General features: G+C 72.1%; 11 protein-coding genes. 2 read left to right on the top strand and 9 right to left on the bottom strand.

The genetic code is table 11. The features are described from left to right. Positions 1-109 precede the first annotated feature (109 nt). The 9 genes from ACI79I_RS02000 to ACI79I_RS01960 all read right to left on the bottom strand — a co-directional run bounded on the left by ACI79I_RS02000 (position 110) and on the right by ACI79I_RS01960 (position 15,459). Positions 110-2,572, bottom strand: a complete 2,463-nt coding sequence (locus ACI79I_RS02000) for a glycosyltransferase family 2 protein (protein ID WP_456990528.1) — start codon at positions 2,570-2,572, stop codon at positions 110-112. Between the two features lie 8 nt (positions 2,573-2,580). Further along, positions 2,581-4,356 (bottom strand): ABC transporter ATP-binding protein, encoded by a 1,776-nt coding sequence (locus ACI79I_RS01995; protein ID WP_456990526.1) that lies wholly within the window; start codon positions 4,354-4,356, stop codon positions 2,581-2,583. Positions 4,357-4,553: 197 nt separating this feature from the next. Beyond that, positions 4,554-6,983 (bottom strand): glycosyltransferase, encoded by a 2,430-nt coding sequence (locus tag ACI79I_RS01990; protein ID WP_456990524.1) that lies wholly within the window; start codon positions 6,981-6,983, stop codon positions 4,554-4,556. A gap of 420 nt (positions 6,984-7,403) precedes the next feature. Further along, entirely contained in the window at positions 7,404-8,351 is a 948-nt protein-coding gene (locus ACI79I_RS01985) for a UDP-glucuronic acid decarboxylase family protein (protein ID WP_456990522.1), read from the bottom strand. A gap of 252 nt (positions 8,352-8,603) precedes the next feature. Further along, entirely contained in the window at positions 8,604-9,698 is a 1,095-nt protein-coding gene (locus tag ACI79I_RS01980) for a lipid II:glycine glycyltransferase FemX (RefSeq protein ID WP_456990520.1), read from the bottom strand. Then, positions 9,695-10,333 (bottom strand): sugar transferase, encoded by a 639-nt coding sequence (locus ACI79I_RS01975; RefSeq protein ID WP_456990518.1) that lies wholly within the window; start codon positions 10,331-10,333, stop codon positions 9,695-9,697. Before ACI79I_RS01975 ends, ACI79I_RS01980 begins: the two co-directional genes overlap by 4 nt. Before the next feature lie 191 nt (positions 10,334-10,524). Beyond that, positions 10,525-11,640: a DegT/DnrJ/EryC1/StrS family aminotransferase gene (locus ACI79I_RS01970; protein ID WP_456990516.1), complete on the bottom strand. Its 1,116-nt coding sequence runs from the start codon at positions 11,638-11,640 to the stop codon at positions 10,525-10,527. Positions 11,641-11,643: 3 nt separating this feature from the next. Then, a complete protein-coding gene (locus ACI79I_RS01965; protein ID WP_456990514.1) occupies positions 11,644-12,840 on the bottom strand; it encodes a Gfo/Idh/MocA family protein in 1,197 nt (398 codons plus the stop codon). Between the two features lie 132 nt (positions 12,841-12,972). Continuing rightward, a complete protein-coding gene (locus ACI79I_RS01960) occupies positions 12,973-15,459 on the bottom strand; it encodes a hypothetical protein (protein WP_456990512.1) in 2,487 nt (828 codons plus the stop codon). 648 nt (positions 15,460-16,107) lie between these two features. On the opposite strand from ACI79I_RS01960, the gene ACI79I_RS01955 reads away from it, so the two are divergent. Next, positions 16,108-16,947, top strand: a complete 840-nt coding sequence (locus ACI79I_RS01955; RefSeq protein WP_456990776.1) for a hypothetical protein — start codon at positions 16,108-16,110, stop codon at positions 16,945-16,947. A gap of 414 nt (positions 16,948-17,361) precedes the next feature. Beyond that, on the top strand, positions 17,362-18,879 hold the full coding sequence (locus ACI79I_RS01950) for a hypothetical protein (RefSeq protein ID WP_456990510.1): 1,518 nt from the start codon (positions 17,362-17,364) through the stop codon (positions 18,877-18,879). The last annotated feature ends 87 nt before the right edge of the window (positions 18,880-18,966 follow it).

The following is an 18,966-nucleotide window of genomic DNA, read 5'->3' as shown; positions in this document are numbered from 1 at the left end:
GCTCCGGGTGGAACGACCCGGTGAACGAGGTCGCGGAGGCGCCCCACCAGGGCCTGGTAGGCGCGGCGACGGGCGATGATCTCCTCCGTGGTCTGTGTGCTGCTCGCGCTCACGGCGGCCCCCGGAGCGCGAAGACGACGCACGAGTCGTCCGCCGGACAGATGGTGTAGCGGTCCTCCAGGTGACGGCGCAGGCCCGTGTAGTGCGTGAGCCACCACGCCGCGGTCCGCGGCAGGAGCAGGTGGCTCGCCCCCCGTGCTCGCATCGCCTCCAGGTGGTCGATCGCCTCTCGGTCGTCCGCCGGGTGGTGACCTGCATAGACGCCCACAGCGTCCTGAGGGAAGTGCATCGCCCGTCGGCCGTCGAGGTCCAGCAGTTCGTCATCGCCCTTGCTGACGACGAGAACGGTGGCGTCCGGCGGGATCTGCGCGCGGACGACGGCCCGGATCTGCTGGACCAGAGCCGCGTAGTCCGGGTCCGGGCGGTGACCGTGCGCTGTCCACGGCCGGCCCCACTTCTCGGTGAAGCGCTGCCGGTTGGCGCGGAACAGCTCGCCGTGCTCCCCGGTGGGCACGAGCTTTCCGAAGGACGCCTCGCCGAAGTGGTGCACGAAGACGTCCTGGGCGCACACCACCCTCAGGCCGGCGGCACGCACCCTCTCGGCGTAGTCGTCGTCCTCGAACATGCCCATCTCGAACCGCTCGTCGAGGTCCCCGATGGCCGTGTGGAGGTCTCGGCGCATGGCAACGCAGAACATGGTGAGGACCGGGATGTCGACGGCCTGCGGTGGCTGGCTGCTCATGCCGGCGGCGAAGCTGCACAGCTCCCCGTAGGTGCGGTAAGGGACGGGGATCTGTGCCTCGTTGCCGGCGGCGTTGGTCACCGGGCCGACCATTCCCACCGAACCGTCGGCCAGGTGGGCCGTCAGCCCGCCCAGCCAGCCCGGCGGAACGATCGTGTCGTTGTTGAGCAGGACGAGCAGCTGGCCCTGGGCCGCGGCGAGGCCCTGGTTGGCCGCGCGGACGAAGCCCAGGTTGGTGTCGTTGAGGACCGGTCGGAGCCGGGGGAACCGGGCCGCCATCTCTCGCAGGTAGGACGGGGTCCCGTCGGTCGAGCCGTTGTCGACGACGATCACCTCGGTGCTCACGCTGGTGGACGCGAGCAGGGTCTCCACGCACATCCGGGTGAAGACGAGGTTGTCGTAGGAGACGACGACGACGCTCTCCGCTGGGGACGTCGCCGGGGGACCGCGGCGGTCCGGGGGCGGGAGGGGGAGCGCGAGCACCCGCTGGACCGTGTCCTCAGGCAGCCTGGTCGGCCGCTTCGAGATCGGCGTCAGGACGAGGTCGGTCGGCAGGGACGTGCCGGCTTGGACGTCGCCGCGCTGCCGCTGACCGTTTCGCCGGGCGCCGAGGTCGGTCAGCAACCGGCCCAGCACCACGTCGCTGTCGAAGCACTCCCGGGCCACCTCGACGGCGGCTCGGGCATGCCTGTCGTAGTCGCCGACGACGTCGGTCACGGCCGCGACCGCTTCGTCCAGCGTCGTGAAGGGGAGCAGGCCTTCCCCTGTCGGCAGGACGTTGCTGAAGCCGGTCTCCTGGGTGATGACCGGTCGGCCGGCTGCCAGGTAGGTCGCACTGCGGTCGCTGAACCATCCGCTGCGCAGGCGCACGTTCTGGTCCTTGGCGACCGTGAACTCGCCCAGGGAGGATCCGAGGTAGTCGCGATAGGCGTCGAGGTCGGTCGAGACATCCAGGCCTGGACGCACGGACCAGCCGTGCTTCTCGAGGACGGCGCGGTCGGCGTCGGACCAACTGCTCAGGGCCAGCTCGAAATCCTGACCTGTGGCCCTCGGCAGGTCGAGCACCTTGAGGAACTCGTGGTGCTTGCTCCAGGTGTACGTGTCACCGCGGAAGTACACCGGGCGCCAGTCCTGCCGCCAGTTGCCGATGGTGGTGAACGTCGACCTCGTCGTCGCCGCTCTGCCCGCCCACAGGTCCAGGACCACCGGCTGGCGTGTGGGGAGGAAGGGGAATCGGTCCGACAGGGGCAGTTCGCAGTCGGCGTTGCCGAGGTTCTCGCCGAAGGTGAAGAACGCCTGGTGAGCCGAGAGGAAGTCCACGGTCTCCGGCACGCCGTCGTGCAGCTCGACCTGGAGCAGGACCGGATCGGTCTCCAGGTAGACGAGTCGCCCGGTCTCGGCGTGCTCGGTCAGGGGTTGGGTCCCACCGTGCAGGTTGACCAGGAAGGCCGCCGAGCGGTAGAGCCGCCGGAGCTCCAGCTCGCTCATCCCGTAGCACCTGCCGTCGGCGTGCAACGCATGGAACGCCCAACGGTCGCCGAGCCCGAAGCGGCGCATGAGCGTTCCGAGGAAGTCGGCCGCGCGCGCGGAACTGTCGTCCTCCTCGTGCCGCATGAGCATGGAGGGGGTGCGGGCGTGGGCTTCCACGTAGTGGGCTTCGTACCCGAGCCGCTCGAAGCCCAGCAGGTAGTGCAGGGTCTGCCACACGACACCGGCGACCGGCATCTTCGTGATCATGCCGAGCAGGACGATCTTCTCCGGCCTTCGCACGAGGACACTCATCGCGGAGCCCCCAGGCCGTCGGCCGGCATCGTGGTCGGGGTCGACGGGACGACCACGTGCGGGGAGCGCCTCCCGTTCTGGGCCTCGTACATCTCCCGGTAGAGGCCTTCCGCTCCCACGAGTTCGTCGTGGGTGCCACGTTCGACGATCCGGCCCTGGTCGAGGACGAGGATCTGTCCGGCGTTGCGAACGGTCGACAGACGGTGGGCGATCATGAAGGTCGTGCGCCCCACCATCAGCCGGTCGAGCGCATCGAGGATGACGGCCTCGGTCCGTGAGTCGATCGACGACGTCGGTTCGTCGAGGATGAGGATCGGGGCGTCCTTGAGGAATGCCCGTGCCACCGAGATGCGCTGCCGCTCGCCTCCCGAGAGGTGCGCTCCGCCCTCGCCCAGAACGGTGTCGTACCGGTCGGGCAGCCGCATGACGAAGTCGTGGGCGTTGGCCGCTCGTGCCGCACTGATGATGTCGTCGGACGAGGCGTCGAGCCGGCCGTAGCGGATGTTCTCGGCGATGGTCCCCGAGAAGAGCAGCGGCTCCTGCAGCACGATGCTGATCTGCCGGCGCAGAGACTCCAAGGTGACCGACCGGATGTCGATGCCGTCGAGCAGGACCTGCCCCTGCTTGGGGTCGAAGAAGCGCGGGATGAGGCTGACCAGCGTGCTCTTGCCAGCACCCGTCGGACCCACCAGCGCGACGACCTCCCCGGCCGGCGCCTGGAAGGAGATGTCCGTCAGCGTGTCGACGCGCCCGGCGTAGGTGAAGTGGACCCCGTCGAAGGTGATCGCTCCGGCCGCTCGGTCGAGGACCAAGCCATTCGGTGGGTCCTTGACCTCGACCTCTGTGTCGAGGAGCTCAGCGGCTCCCTCGAGGCTGATCAGTTGCTCCTGCGCTGCGGCGACCGTGCCGCTGATCTCCTCGAGCGGGCGGTAGACGGCCCCGATGTAGGCCAGCACGACGAGCAGTTCACCGACCGTCATCTGCCCCTGCAGCACCAGGTGCGCGCCGTACGCCAGGACCACGGCCGTTCCGGCGGCGGTGAGCAGGTTCACGCCCAGTGAGAAGGCCGTCTGCCGTACGGTGACGTCGATCCGAGCGTCGACGGCCTCGCGCCCCTGGCTACGGAAGCGCTGGTGCTCGTACCGCTCCCGGCCGAAAGCAACGATGACCCTCATCATCGACATCGCTTCGTGCACGATGGACAACGAGTTCCCCTCGAGCGCCCGCACGTTGCGCAGGCGCGGCTCCACCCGGTTGGCGTAGACGTGGGTCGAGTAGTAGATGGCGGGCACGATCGTGAGCGCCAGCAGGGCCAGCCTCGGGTCGAAGCGGTACGCGATGAAGCCCATCCCCGCGACGGTCAGGACGTTCTGCGCGAGTGGCAGTACCGAGACGGTGATCTCTCCGACTGACGCGGCCTGGTAGTTGATGGCGAACATCAGCCCGCCGGTGCGGGTCCTGTCATGGAAGGCCAGGGACAAACGCTGCACGTGGCTGAACAGGTCACTGCGCAGGTCGAAGATCATCCGCTGCTCGAGTCGCGTCTGCACGTAGGCGTTCAGGATGCTCACGGCGTTCGACAGGAAGGTGAGGAAGAGCCCGAGGAGGACAGCGAAGACGATCATCCGCCAGGGGCTCGTGCCCACGAGCGTGGACACGAACTCGGGAGGGCGCCGGTCGCCGAGCGCGCTGTCCACGAGGAAGGCGAGCGGCCAGGGTGCCGCCAGGCTGAGCGCGGCCAGCACCACCATCAGCACGACCGCGAAGCCCATGAGATGTCGGTACGGACGCAGGTAGGGGAAGACGCGCGGCACGTACCGGAGCGCGGCACCCAGCCCTCGGGACTCCTTCACCGGGGTCCGTACCTCGTCCGGCTCGGGGCGGGGCTCGCTCACCGCACCCGGACGTCTCCGAACGATCCACCGGAAGCGGCGAGGCTGCGGCTTGCGGTGTCGCGCCCGTCCGCCACTCATCGCGCGGCCTCCTCGAGACAACGGCGGACGCCCGCGGAGACCCACGACAGGCCGCGGGCCATCTCGCCGATCCCCACGGCGAGGACGACCGCAGCCACCAGTGAGCTCAACGTCGCCAGCAGGCACACGAGGGCGAGGAAGGCCATCGTGGCTCGCCAGCGCAGCCGGCGTCGGACCTGCAGTTGGACCCAGCCCTGGACGTGACCGCTGCTCAACAGGTCTCCGATGGCGAAGGGACCGGAGCGGATGCGGGCGTCGAAGTCGGTCCAACCGTCTCCCGGGGCGACGCGGAAGCCCGAACGCTGGAGGGCGGCGACCGCGGCCGCCGTCACCTCGGCGCGTTCACCAGGGCAGGGTGCCATGAGGGTGCGGCGGTCGACGCTCGTCAGCGGCCGTGGCAGAGGTGGGCCGGGTGGGCACTCGCGCCGCGCCGCCGTCCGGTGGCGGACCCGTCCCCACGTGCGCACGAGCGGCTGGAGCAGGTTCAGGACCGCCACACCTGTTCGGAAGCGCAGCCGGCTGCCGGCGTACGTCCGCGGCGGCTCGGCGTGGACGAAGTCGATGCAGCCCAGCGCGAGCAGGCCGAGGACGGCCAGCACCGCCGGGAGGGAGAACGCCGGGAGGACGAGCCCGAACGGCGCGGCGACGAGGCAGGCCGTGAGGGCAGGTACCCCGACCTGGTGGGCCAGGTCCAGCGCGTGACCGCCCCCTCGGTAGACCGACTGGTAGGCCGCCGTCCCGTACGGACCCCGGTAGATCCGTTGTTGGGACAGGGCCGGCGCCGCCGCGTCGTAGATCGAGCCGCGCCAGCGGGCCGTTCCCCAGGCGGTGAAGCGGTCGGGGTGGCGCGCCTCGACCAGCGCCTCGCTACGGCCGTAGCCGAGTTGCTGGCGGAGGTAGGGGCGCAGTCCGCCCCGACGGTGGTGCCACACCAGGGCGGCGGGATGGAAGGCGATGTCCCAGCCTCGGTCGAGCACGCGCCAGCACAGGTCCACGTCGTCCCCGGCGGAGGTGTAGACGGGGTCGAAGCCACCCACCTCGAGGAGGACCTCCTTCCAGAAGGCCATGTTGCAGCCGGGGACGTGCTCCGCCCGGTCGTCGCTGAACAGCACGTGCACCGGTCCTCCGGGCGCCCGGGCCACTCGGAGCTCCCCCGGACCAGCCCGCGGGGGTGGCACGTTGGGCCCGCCGACGCCACCGACGGTCGGACCGTCCAGTCCGAGGGCCAGGTAGTACGGCCATTCCGGGCTGGGGTAGGCGTCGCTGTCCAGATATGCGATCAGCTCACCGCCGGCAGCCTCCAACCCGGCATTTCGAGCGACTGAGAGGCCGCCGTGCGGGACGCGGAGGAGCCGCGCACGGGGATGGGACGTGGCTATCTCGGCGGTGTCGTCGGTGGAGCCGTCATCGACGACGAGGATCTCCAGCCCGGGGTAGTCCAGGTCGCACGTGTACCGGAGGCACTCGTCCAACGTGGCCGCCGCGTTGTACGCGCAGATGACGACGGTGAGGGTCGGCCACTCGACCGGCAGGTCGGCGACCGACCGGCTGTTCCACGTCGCGGCCACCTCGAGCGCCGGTCGGGGTGAGCGGTCGGCCCCGGTCAGGCCGAAGTGCCAGCCCTCGACAGGAGCGTCACCCACCCACCACTTGTCGGACCAGGAGAAGATGCAGGTACCGGCCACGCCCCTCTCCACTGCTGTCTCCAACTGCCAGTCGATCACCTCCGCCTGGCGGACCTCGCCGGAACCGCCCGCACCCGCGTTGATCCCCATCTCGCCCAGGACCAGCGGCCGGTCACCGGCCAGGTGGTGGAGGCGGGTGAGGTATCGGCGGAAGTCGGCGCGTCCCTCCAGGAAGACGTTGAAGGTCACGAAGTCCAGGCAGTCCAACGGCAGGAACTCCGTGGTCGGGTAGTTGGCGTAGGTCACGAGCCGGTCGGGGTCGACGTCCTTGACGATGGCGGCGAGCTCGCCGATCAATCGAGCTACCCGATCCGTGCCATGCCAGCGCACGGCGTCCGCGGGTACCTCGTTCCCGAGTGACAACCCGAGGACCCACGGGTTGCCGACATACCGTTCGGCGGCTGACCGGACCTCGGCCTCGGCATCCTGCGCCATCCGCCGACGTGTGCGCGGCGACGTCCCGACCAGGTAGCGCCAGTCGGGGTAGAAGACGTCGACCAACAGCCGGAGGCCCCAGTCGGCGGCGAGATCGACGACGTCGTCGGGCGGCGGCGTGTAGGTCCGGACGACCGTGAAGCCGGCCTGACGCATCATCGCGAAGTCGCGCTTGACCGCGTCGCGCTCGGGATACCTGGCTCCGTCGCAGCGAGGCTGGAACGTCCCGTAGGTGACCCCGCGGAACAGGAAGCGCCTCCCGCCCACGGAGAAGTGCTTCCCGTCCGCCTGCAGGTGATCGCTCAACCGATCGACCAATCGCTCAGGGGCTCGTCCGGGCAGCCCCCCGTACGAAGATCACCGCGACGGCCGGGACGATCACCTGAGGACTCGATGAGCCAGGGCAGCAGCGTGATCGGCTTCATCAGATGACCGCTCAGTCTCGCGACGACGCCGGGCCAAGGCTGGGCACGGCATTGGTTGGGGTGGAGAGGGGGACGGCTGTCCGGTGCGGCTCTAGCGGAGGCACATACTCGGACGGTCGGGTGTCGTTTCGCAACCGGAGCCGGTCCAGGCCCGATTCGGGTCGGAGACATCGGAGTCCGAGACCCCTGCCATGTCCTCCTGTCGGCACCCTTGACCTGGGAGGAGGAGTCGGCACCCCGCATCGACGCACGGCAACGCGCCCGCCAGGTGCGGGGTGAGGGCAGGGGCGCCCCGGAGGCCTCATGCCTGCACCACGCTCGCTTGGGTACGGAACCACTCGACGGTTCGGGTGAGTCCCTCGTCGAAGCCGATCCTGGGTTCCCAGCCCAGTTCGCGCCGCGCCACGGTGATGTCTGGTTGGCGGATGCACGGGTCGTCGACGGGGCGGGGGACGAAGGTGATCTCGCTCCCGCTGCCGACCAGGCGCTTGATCGTCTCGGCGATGTGGAGCACCGAGGTCTCGTGGGGGTTGCCGATGTTCACCGGGCCGGCCAGATCGCTGCGCAGCAGGCGCATGATCCCTTCGACGAGGTCGTCGACGTAGATGATCGACCGGGTCTGGGAGCCGTCGCCGGCCACGGTGATGGGCCGGCCGGCGAGGGCCTGGGTGGCGAAGGCCGGGATGGCGCGTCCGTCGTTGGGGCGCATCCGCGGGCCGTGCGTGTTGAAGATCCGCACGATCGCCGTGTCGACGCCGTGCGTCCGCCGGTAGGCCATGGTGAGCGCCTCGGCGTAGCGCTTCGCTTCGTCGTACACCCCGCGCGGACCCACCGGGTTCACGTGACCCCAGTACGTCTCCGGCTGTGGATGGACCTGAGGGTCTCCGTAGGTCTCTGAGGTGGAGGCCAACAGGAACCGGGCGCCCTTCTCCTTGGCCAGGCCGAGTGCGTGCAACGTGCCGATGGAGCCCACCTTGAGGGTCTCGATCGGCAGCATCAGGTAGTCGATCGGTGAAGCCGGGCTGGCGAAGTGCAGGACCTGGTCGACCGGACCAGGCACGTGTACGAACTCCGTCACGTCGGCCTTCACCAGGTGGAAGCCCGGCCGGCCCAACAGGTGATGGACGTTGTTGGGCGTGCCGGTGATGAAGTTGTCGAGCGCGATCACCTCGCACTCGTCGTCGAGCAGGCGGTCGCACAGATGCGAGCCCAGGAACCCCGCACCTCCGGTGATGACGACTCTGGACATGATCGAGATCCTCGCTAGGACGGCAGTGCAGGACGGGCCGTGAACACATCGGCTGGGTGGTCGTCGCCGAGCCCTCTGGAACGGAATGACCATCCGAGGGGCTCGGGGGCACGAGCGCCACGATTCGATACGCGCCGCACATCCCGGTTGTCGGAGCCAACCGGAGGTCGGCAACGGGTCGCGCATCGGGTGGGTGCACGGGGTTCTCGGTGACTCGACTCGCGCAGTGGCAACACCAGGCGCCCCGTAGTGTCAGCAGAAGAACCGGTACAGGGACGCACCGGCCCGTGCCGTGACGCGGTCGGGCACGGACGGGTCGGTCAGCAGTTCAGTGGCGACGCGCAGGGTGTGCTCGACGTCCGCGGATCTGCCGATGGGTGGTCCGCCTGCGTTGAGCGCGTGTATTCGTCGCTCCGTGCTGGCCCACTTGCGCTTGTAGGAGGCCAGACCGGGTTGACCGAGGTCCGACAGCCCCCAGTCCAGCGCCCGCAGCCCCTGGTCGTGCGCCCACTGGATGACGTTCCAGTGGATCGCGTCGTTCGGGCGCAGTGGCAGGGTGTCGGCCTGTGAGGCACCGAACTTGTAGTAGAGGGTGTCCTGCCAGATGAGATAGACCGCGCCGGCCACCGGGCGCCCGTCGACGAGGGCCAACGCCGTCCGGATCCCGTCGTCGGGGGCGAACTCGTCCCAGATGCGCTCGAAGAAGTCCAGCGGCTGGGCCAGCAGTCGGTACTTGCGCTTCCGGAGCTCCACGTGCAGCCGGTGGTACTCGGCCACCGCCTCCCTGTCGCTCCTCAGGACCACCTCCACCCCGGCCCGTTCCGCCGTCGCGATGTTCCGCCGGGTCTGCGACCGGAACGCTTCGAGCAGTTCGTCGAGCGGACGGTCCAGCGGCGTCAGGTGCCACGCTGCCTCTCCGAGGGGTGTGAACCGCGGATCCCCGATGGCGACGGACGTGTCCAGGCACCGCAGCGTGAACGGGAGGTCCCCGGCCAGGGCGTCGGCCGAGACCGCCGCCCAGGCCCCGGCATCCGGCAGGATCGGGTCGGCCCGGTCGCTGAAGGGCAGTGCCAGCCGCCGCTGGCCGCGCAGGTCGCGGACGTCCGCCCAGGCCAGTCCTCCCACCGGCCGCCCGTCCGGCTGCAGCGCGACCCGTGCCGTGGGCTCGATCCCGTAGGCACCGCTGACGGCCCTGATCCACGGCGGGGACGTGAACAGGTTGCTCTCCACCCCGGCCGCCAGTTCGGCCCACGCGGGGTCGGTGCGGGGATCGACCCGTCGGACGGTCGCCGTGGCCGGACCCGATCGCCGGCCCGCAGGCAGGGCGTCGATGGACTGTGCCGTCACCGGGCACCGTCCCCGCTCAGCATCGAGGGGATGGTGCGGAGGAGGATGCGCACGTCGAGTCCGAGGCGCCGAGCCCTCACGTACTCCACGTCCAAGCGCAGCATGTCCAGTGTCCCGACGGTGCTGCGTCCGCTGACCTGCCACAGCCCCGTGATCCCCGGCCGCACCATGAACCGCTCGGCGTGCTCGGCCCCGAACATGTCCGCCTCCCAGGGGAGGCACGGCCGGGGGCCGACGAGTGACATCTCGCCGCGGAGGACGTTGATGAGCTGGGGGATCTCGTCGAGGCTCGTCCTGCGGAGGAACCGGCCTGACGGCGTGATCCGCGTGTCACAGCTCAGCTTGGTGCTGCCGCCCTCGGCTGTGTCCTCGCCGCGCAGCTCGGCCTCGATCAGGAGCCGATGGGCGAGGTCGTCCCCTCCCATGCGCATCGAGCGGAACTTGTAGAAGGTGAACGGTCGGCGCCCGAGCCCGATGCGCTGCTGCCTGAGCAGCGCCGGTCCGGGACTGTCGTGCCTGACCCACAGTCCGATCCCGACCCACACCGGCATGAGCAACCCCAGGACGAGCGCGGACACGACGATGTCGAGCGCCCTGCGGGCGAACCGCTCGCCGGCCGGTTCCCGGAGCGGCATGCCGACGGCCGCGACGGTTCCGTGCGCGCGAGGCTCGACCGCGACCTCCCTCCGCCCCTCGGCGCACGCCGGCTGCCGGACGCGGCCCACGTCCGCCCCGGGCCGTACCGGCTCCCGGGACGGACGCGTCGTCAGAGGGGGCGGTGTCCCGAGGCGTTGGCGGGACACCGTGTGGACCCTGCGGATGGTGGTCATGCGCTCTCCAGTGCGGACAGGACCTCGCAGACGCGGTCCACCTGTTCGAGGGTCAACGTGGGTGACATGGGCAGCGACACGATGTGCTCGGCCGCGCGTTCGGTCACCGGTAGTGGGGCGTCGGCGAACTCGGCGAACGCCGGCTGGCGGTGGCACGGCACTGGGTAGTGCAGGCCCCAGCCGATGCCGGCCGCATCCAGCGCCGTTGTCGTCGCCGAACGATCCGGCACCTGGACGACGGCGAGGTGGTAGACCGCGTGGGCCCGGGGGTGCTCCGCCAGAGGGACGCATGCGCGAGGGAGGCGTTCGCGATACCGCTGCATGAGTGCTCGCCGGTGGCCGTTGTCCGCGTCCAGGCGGCACAGCTTGGTCGTGAGCAGGGCAGCCTGGATGGCGTCGAGCCGGCTGTTGCGACCGCGGACCGTGTGCAGGTACCGGCTGTCGCTTGCCCGGCCGTGGTCGGCCAGCTGTCGGGTCCGGGCCACCAGGGCTGCGTCGTCCGAGACCACCGCCCCGCCGTCGCCCAACGCGCCCAGGTTCTTGCCCGGGTAGAAGCTGAAGGCGGCAGCCACGCCCACACTGCCGGCCCGGCGACCGCCGAACCGGGCTCCATGGGCCTGGGCGGCGTCCTCGATGAGCACGATGCCGTGCCGCCGCACCAGCGGGAGGAGATGGTCGACGTCGACCATCTGTCCGAACAGGTGGACGGCCATGACCGCCGCCGTCCGGGGGCCGATCGCCGCCGCCACCGCGTCGGGGTCGATCTCCAGGGTGTCCGGCAGGACGTCGACGAAGCGTGGCCGCGCCCCGACCGCGCACACCGCCTCGACGGTGGCAACGAACGTGTTGGCGGGGATGATCACCTCGTCGCCCGGCCCGATGCCCAGAGCGGCGAGGATGAGCTCGAGTGCGTCCGTGCCGTTGCCGACGCCGACGCACTCCGCGGTCCCGCAGTAGTCCGCGAAGCGGGCCTCGAACGTCTCGAGGTCCGGGCCGCCGATGAACCGACCGTGGTCGACGACGCGCTCCCAGCACAGGCGTAGGTCCTCCCGGACGCGGCCGTTGAGGTCCTGGACGTCGAGGAACGGGATGGGAGGTGTGGTGGTGAGCATCGGTCACCGCGTGGGGGAGAGGGTCGGCGCCGGACCGCCGGACGCCGGACGGGGGAGGAGGAGCGTGCCGGACTGCTCGGTGGACGCACCCGCTCCGGCCACCACGTCCTCACCCGCGACATTCGCCAACTGGTCCGTTGCGGCCAGCACACGCACCACCTCCAGGCCGCGCTCGCCCGGGGTGTCGGGCCGGGCTCCCGTCCGGATGCACTCGAGGAAGTGCTGGTCCTGGAGGAGCAGTGGCTCCGCGAAGGGGATGTAGGGAGACACGATGTCGCCGGTGCGATAGGTCACCGGGAGGGCGTGGGCCTCCGCCGGCGCATCGATGTCCTGGACGTCGACGCCGATGTCGTACACGCGGATCCGCTCGGTGTCCGACATGTCGTCGTACACCGCCATCTTCTTCTCGCCGACGACGGTGACCTGCCGGACCTTGTTCGGGGTCAGCCAGCTGACGTGGACGTAGGCCCGCGTCTGCGAGCGGGGGAAGTCGAAGCGGAGGTACGCGACGTCGGCGTGCTGCCTGCTGATGTGGCTGTGCGCCCACACCGTCGCGCAGGACGGCATCTCGTCGAGGATGTAGGACACGATCGAGATGTCGTGGGGAGCGAGATCCCAGATCACGTTCACGTCGCTCTGATAGCGCCCCAGGCTCAGCCGCGCCGTGTCGACGTAGAGGATCCGGCCGAGCGCGCCGGAGCGGACGAGTTCCCGGAGCTTCCGGACGGCGGCGTTGTACTCGAACGTGTGGCCGACCATCAGGTGCACGCCCTGGCGGGCCGCGGTCTTGACCAGGAGTTCGGCGTCCTCCACGGACGTGGTGAGCGGCTTCTCCACGAGCACGTGCTTGCCGGCGTCCAGCGCCTGCTGCGCGATCGGCGCGTGGGTCCTCGGTGGCGTCGCGATGACCACGGCATCGACGTGCTCGAGCACGTCGTCCAGGCAGGTCGCGAGGTCGGCTGACGGGTAGTGGGCCGCCGCCTCCGCCAGGCGGTTCGCAGAACCGTCGACGATCGTGACGTCGACGCCCGGGGTGCTGCTGAGGATGCGGACGTGCTTGGAACCCCAGTAGCCGTAGCCGACGACGGCGATGCGGTCACGGCGTGGAGAGGTGTCCTCCCGGTTGTTGCTCGTGTGCGTGAACCGGACGCATCCGGTGTCCTGGGCTTGCTGGATCGATCGGTGCAGGTCGTGCTGCATGGCATCCGTCCTTGGACGCAACTGTGCAGGTGCACAGGGAAGAGAGGGTGGATCCCGGTGGGGGTGCTGGCCGGGTGCAGGTCGCGGTGCGGGACGTCATCTCCACGGGCGCACTACGCCCGTGTACCGGACTCAATCGGGTCGAGATCCCGGGTCGGACGCCCGGTCAGAGGCCCGGTCAGCGGCCCGCGAGTCGGCGAGGGCCAGCGCCTGCGCCTGGGAGAACGCGGGGTCGGTCGCGAGGACCGCGAGCAGGGTGCTGTCGTGAGAGCCGTGTCCGGAGCCGCAGGCGGACGCGCTGGCCGCCGAGCCGGAGGTCGGCGCCGCAGGAACCGGGGGAGCCTGGGGGATGGGGGACCGGAACGGTGACGTCGGCTGCGGCAGACCGACCGATCCGCTCGAGGACGCCAACACGGTCGTCGCCGTTGCCCTCGCCCGCCCGTCGGCACTGCGGAGGGTGCTCGCGGCGGCACCCCGGCCGCCGGCCGACCAGAGTTCGCCGTCGTTGCAGGAACCCATGACCTGCACCGGCGTCGCGGAGACCACCGGACCGGTCGGAGCCGTTCGTTCCGGCGCTGGGACGGGGAACGGCGCCGAGCCCGGGCCGGCGCTGGCCGCCGTTGTCACCGGCGGCGCCGCAGTGGTGGCGGAGGACGTGTCGTCGACCTGGACCTCGATGCCAGGCGGGACCTGCGGCGCAGCTCCTGAGGTGTCACTCGGCCGGACGTCCTCGACCTCGTTCCTCGTCGTGGTGGCGGTCGTCCCCGGATCGCCAGTCCCCGGATCTCCGGCGTCGGAGACGACGGTCGTGGTGGTCCCCCGGTCGGTGCTCGAATGGGTCTGCGGGGTGGACCGCGGCGTGTTCGACGTGGTGGCCGGTGACTGGTCGGTCCGCGAGCGCTGGTCGGAGGAACGGTCGGACGGCGAGTCACCCGTGGTGGTGGCGGTGGCCTCGTACTCCGGCTGGCCCGCCGTGCTTCCTGTGCCCTCGGTGGTCGCCGGCGATCGGTCGGCGGGAGATGCGGCTGCAGAGGACGTGTCGTCGGGCCGGGTCGGGGGGATGGTCTCAGGGGTGTTGCCGGTGTCGGCGGGCTGGCCGGGTGGGGTGGTGTCGGGCCCGGGGGTGTTGCCGGGGTCGGCGGGTCGTCCCGGTGGGGTGGCGTCCGGCCCGCGGTCGGGGGCGTCGCCTGGCTGGGTGGGGCTGCCGGGCGTGCTGGTGCCGGGGGTGTTGCCTGGCTCGTTCGGGGCGCCGGGTGCGGTGGTCTCGGTCCCGGTGTCGGCGGGACGGCCGGGTGGGGTGGTGTCGGGCCCGGGGGTGTTGCCGGGGTCGGCGGGTCGTCCCGGTGGGGTGGCGTCCGGCCCGCGGTCGGGGGCGTCGCCTGGCTGGGTGGGGCTGCCGGGCGTGCTGGTGCCGGGGGTGTTGCCTGGCTCGTTCGGGGCGCCGGGTGCGGTGGTCTCGGTCCCGGTGTCGGCGGGACGGCCGGGTGGGGTGGTGTCGGGCCCGGGGGTGTTGCCGGGGTCGGCGGGTCGTCCCGGTGGGGTGGCGTCCGGCCCGCGGTCGATCTTGCCGGGGTCGGCTGGACGGCCGGGTGGGGTGGTGTCGGGCCCGGGGGTGTTGCCGGGGTCGGCGGGTCGTCCCGGTGGGGTGGCGTCCGGCCCGCGGTCGATCTTGCCGGGGTCGGCTGGACGGCCGGGTGGGGTGGTGTCGGGCCCGGGGGTGTTGCCGGGGTCGGCGGGTCGTCCCGGTGGGGTGGCGTCCGGCCCGCGGTCGATCTTGCCGGGGTCGGCTGGACGGCCGGGTGGGGTGGCCTGGGGCCCGCGGTCGGTGTTGCCGGTGTCGGGCTTGCGCCCGGGGTCGGCGGGTCGTCCCGGTGGGGTGGCGTCGGGCTTGCCCTGGGCGGTGCCGGGGTCGGCGGGTCGTCCCGGTGGGGTGGCGTCCGGCCCGCGGTCGATCTTGCCGGGGTCGGCGGGGCGGCCGGGCGGGGTGGCCTGGGGCCCGCGGTCGGTGTTGCCGGTGTCGGGCTTGCGCCCGGGGTCGGCAGGGCGTCCCGGTGAGGCGGCGTCGGGCTCGCCGTCGATGTCGGCGGGTCGAGCGGTGTCGGTCTCGCGGTCGGACGCGCTGCCGGGGTCAGCGGGACGCTCCGGCGAGGTGTCCTGGTCAGCCGTGCCGCGGTCAGCGGCGTCAGCGGAGCCGTCGTCCGACAACCCGCCAGCGGAGGTGCTGTCCCGTCTGGGGCTGTCCTTCTCGGGGCGGTCGGCGGACGCGTTGTCCCGGGCGGGGGTGTCGTTGCCGGAGTCCTGGGAGGAGTTGTCCCGGGCGGGGGTGTCGTTGCCGGAGTCCTGGGAGGAGTTGTCCCGGGCGGGGGTGTCGTTGCCGGAGTCCTGGGAGGAGTTGTCCCGGGCGGGGGTGTCGTTGCCGGAGTCCTGGGAGGAGTTGTCCCGGGCGGGGGTGTCGTTGCCGCGGGACGAGCCGTTCTCCCGGCTCTGGCTGGCGGACGACGTGTCCCCGGACGATCCATCCTCCGGCGACGGCGCGGCCTGGGCCACGCCGGCCAAGGAGCCGAGCACCAGCCACGCCCCGGCGAGGAGGAGGGCTGCGACCAGGAGGCGGAGGCGCACGAAGGTCCCGGTGGACTCGCGGCAGCCGGTCCTGGCGGTCGTTCCCGGCGACTGCTTGCCGGACGACCGCGCAGCGGAGCCTTCGACCACCACGGGGTCTTCCTTTGTCACGGTGTCGCGGGTCGAGGGGTCCCGGGGTTGGAACACCTCAATGGCTGGCGATGACCGAAAACCCTTCGTGGCGCCACAGCCGCAGGAAAGGCCGTTGGTCCCTGACGCGGAGACACCCCGGCGAGGGCTCACTGTCCGTGAGGAATTGAGCCGATGATGTGCCGGAACTTTCACGTCGTGTCCCGCAGCGCGGTCGCCGCGGCACTGCGCGTTGCTGAGGTCAGCCTCAGCACACTCGGCTGGTCGTCGCCGCGGGGAGTTCCCCAGCACTGGTGCCCCGGCCCGATTGATGAGAAGGTGTGCGGCCGATCCGGACGGCGGAGTGGGTCGGCGCGGCGTTCCTGGTCGTCCGTCACTCGGGCGCTGGCCGTGGTCAGTCGCCATGCCCGGATCCCCCACGTTGACCAGGGCTGACATCCGGGCTGTGCCTGCGGATCGGCACCGCTCGCCACCGGTGCCCGCCGGGTCCCACGTCCCCCAGTGGTGTGACCACCCATCAGGAAGTGCCGCCGACCTGCCGATGGTCCCGGTGTGTGGATGTGGGTCATCGGTGGGCTGCTCGCCTGGGTCCTGTTGGGGCTCGTCGCTGCCATGGTGCTCAGCCGTGGCGTCCGGATCGCCGACGAGCGGGCCGGTGCCGACCCGCTGACCGCTGCGGAGCGCCCCGTCGCCGTCCCGGCGCACTCACGCCGGCGCCGCATCCCCCTCCCGCCCGTCGGCGTCGGCCTGGCGGCCACGGCGGTCCTGCTCGAGACGGTCGGCTACGTCGGCCGGCTGACCGGCGCATCCGGGCCCACCGCCCGCGCCCTCTCGATGGACGCTCCCTTCTCGGCGCCGCGGATGTTCGTCGCGGCGCTGTTCGTCGTCGCCGCCGTGGGGGCGCTCGCCGGGGCCGTGCGCATGCCCGGCCGCCGCACGTGGTGGCTGGCCGTCGGGCTGGTCGCCACCTCCATCGCCGTCCTCAAGGCGGGCAGCACCCTCCACGCCGAGGCCATGGCGGGCCTGACCGACCTCATCGGCGAGGCGGGCGCGGTCGTCGTCAGCGTGCTCGTCGTGTCCGCGGTCCTGGCCGTGCTCGCCTTCGTGAGCCGTGCCGAGCGCCGCGACCGCCGCCGCGTGCTCGGCTCCCTCGCGGCCTACGCCGGTGCCGCTGTCGGGCTCTCCGCGGTGTCGACGGCCGCGACCGGGCACTGGGCGGTCACGGCCACCTACCTCGAGGAGTCAGGGGAGGCGCTGGCCGCGGTGGCCGTCCTCGTCGCCGTCCTCGTCGGCGTGGCCCCGCGCCTGGTGCTGCCCGCCTCCTGGCTCCTCCAGCGCGCGACCGATGCCGTGACGCTGGATGCGGTCGACCGCCGCCCGGGCACCGCGCGCAGCTGACCGCGCACTACCGGTCATGTCCGCTGGCTCGGGCGGTGTCGACTTGCGGCCTTGAGACTCTTGCGCTATTCAGCTAGCCCTGCTTCACAGCGCTGGCGGCACGGATCGTCACTCTGTGTAACACAGCGCCGGAGAAAGTTGTGAGTCACACCCCAACAGGTTGACCCCCACCCAGATACGTCGAACAGTCGCCTCCGGGTGGGCGCGGGCCGGATGCCCCGTCACCAGCCACATCGCCGTGTGCGCGGATGTGAAACGGGGGGTTGATCCGTGTCGAGCGCAGGAACCAGTGAGGAAGGGGCCGGTCACACCGCGTCACCTCTCCTCGCCGGTACCCGCACTCCGGGTCTGTCCCGCACCTGGCTGCGTCGGCTCTTCCTCGCGGCCCTGTTCCTCGTCGGCATGTGGGGCCTCATGGCCGCTGCCGGCGGCTCGGCGCAGGCCAGTCACGGTCCCGGCACGTGGCACGAGTCCGGTCGTGACTGGACCTGCCCGGACCCGGACGACCCCTGGTGGGACCGCGTCGACTGGGACGACCCGTGGTGGGTCGAGTGCCACGCCGGCTGGCGGTCGGCGCTCGACGAGGCGTCCCGCGACCAGCGCGCCGACGTCCCGGCCCTGGCCGAGGGCGCCGACCCGCAGGAGGTGCTCGCTGGTGCGGCCCCCGTCGCGGACGCCGGGACGCCGGTCGTCGTGGACAGCCTCGCCGGACAGCAGTCCGCTCCGGTGATCGCGCCCGCTCCCGTTCCCACGCCTGCCCCGGCCCCCGCGCCGGTTCCTGCTCCCGCCCCGGTTCCTGCTCCCGCGCCGGTTCCTGCTCCCGCGCCGGTTCCTGCTCCCGCGCCGGTTCCTGCTCCCGCGCCGGCTCCTGCTCCCGCGCCCGCCCCGGCCCCCGAGCCCGCACCCGCACCCGCACCGCAGCCGTCCCCGTCGGTGGTCCAGCCGGCGCCCGCGCCGCAGCCGGCCCCGGTGCCCCTGCCGGTCCCGGTCGAGGACGTCCCCGCCCCCGGGAGCGGCTCCGTCGGCGGCGGCGTGGACCACGGCACGGACACCGGCCGACCGACCGGCGGTGGGACCACCCCCCGCTCCGGCGGCAACGGTTCGACCGGGTCCGCCGACGGCTTCACCGGCCGCGGCCCGGACGGCTCCGACTCCGGCGGCTCCGGCTCCGGCGGCCCGGACGGTGCATCGTCCGGGAGCGGGTCCACCGGCGGGGCGTCGGGCGACGGCACGGCCACGCCGGCGCCCTCGGACGGCACGACGACGGACGGCACCACGACCGACGGCACCACGACCGACGGCACCACGACCGACGGCGCCGTCGCGGACCCGACCGCGCCGGTCGCGGACCCGGTCCTCGATCCGGCCGCAGCGCCCGTTCCCGACCCGGTGGCTCCATCGGCCTCCGTGGTCACCCCCACGGTCCCGGTCGGGCCGGTCACCGTCGCCCCGGCGGCGACCACGCCCACCGAGGCCGCGCCCACCGGCGCGGCGCCCCCTGTGGTGGCAGTGACGCCGCCGCAGCTCCGGGACGCCCTGACGCTGCCCGCCGGCGACGACGTGCACATCCGCGGCAGTGCCGCGGTCTCCGGGGGCGGCCCCGGGTCCACGACCCGCGGTGCCCGCGCGCCCACGTCGACCGTGCCTGCCGTGGCGAGCTCGAGCGACGTCCCCGTCACGCCCGTGACCCCGGCGCCGGTCCCGGTGCCGCCGGCCTCGCCCGCTCCCGCCGCGCCCAGCGCTCCGGCGGCGGGTGCACACGGCTCCTCCTCGGCCTCCGGCTCCAGCAGCCAGGACGAGCACGGCCTCCCGGCGGCCGTCCTGCCGGTCGCGTGGACCGCGCTGCCGAACGGTCACGCCGTCCTCCTGCTGACCGGCGCCGCCGGCCCGGTCGTGGCCGTCGCCGAGAACCCCGGCGCCAGGCCCGACTGACCCCTCCCTGACCGGCTGACCCCGCCCGCCCCGCGCTCGGGCGTGTCGACCGGCTGCCGGCCCTCAGGCGTGCCCGCGACCGGGCCC

Source organism: Geodermatophilus sp. SYSU D01105 (genome assembly GCF_054050095.1).
This window is presented reverse-complemented; position numbering and strand designations above follow the sequence as displayed.

Bases quoted from the DNA above. Each gene is read 5' to 3' on its own strand.
- ACI79I_RS01995 (WP_456990526.1), bottom strand. From the start codon at position 4,356: ATGGGCTTCGCGGTCGTGCTGATGGTGGTGCTGGCCGCGCTCAGCCTG.
- ACI79I_RS01985 (WP_456990522.1), bottom strand. From the start codon at position 8,351: ATGTCCAGAGTCGTCATCACCGGAGGTGCGGGGTTCCTGGGCTCGCAT.
- ACI79I_RS01975 (WP_456990518.1), bottom strand. From the start codon at position 10,333: ATGCCGCTCCGGGAACCGGCCGGCGAGCGGTTCGCCCGCAGGGCGCTC.
- ACI79I_RS01970 (WP_456990516.1), bottom strand. From the start codon at position 11,640: ATGCTCACCACCACACCTCCCATCCCGTTCCTCGACGTCCAGGACCTC.
- ACI79I_RS01965 (WP_456990514.1), bottom strand. From the start codon at position 12,840: ATGCAGCACGACCTGCACCGATCGATCCAGCAAGCCCAGGACACCGGA.
- ACI79I_RS01955 (WP_456990776.1), top strand. From the start codon at position 16,108: ATGTGGGTCATCGGTGGGCTGCTCGCCTGGGTCCTGTTGGGGCTCGTC.
- ACI79I_RS01950 (WP_456990510.1), top strand. From the start codon at position 17,362: ATGGCCGCTGCCGGCGGCTCGGCGCAGGCCAGTCACGGTCCCGGCACG.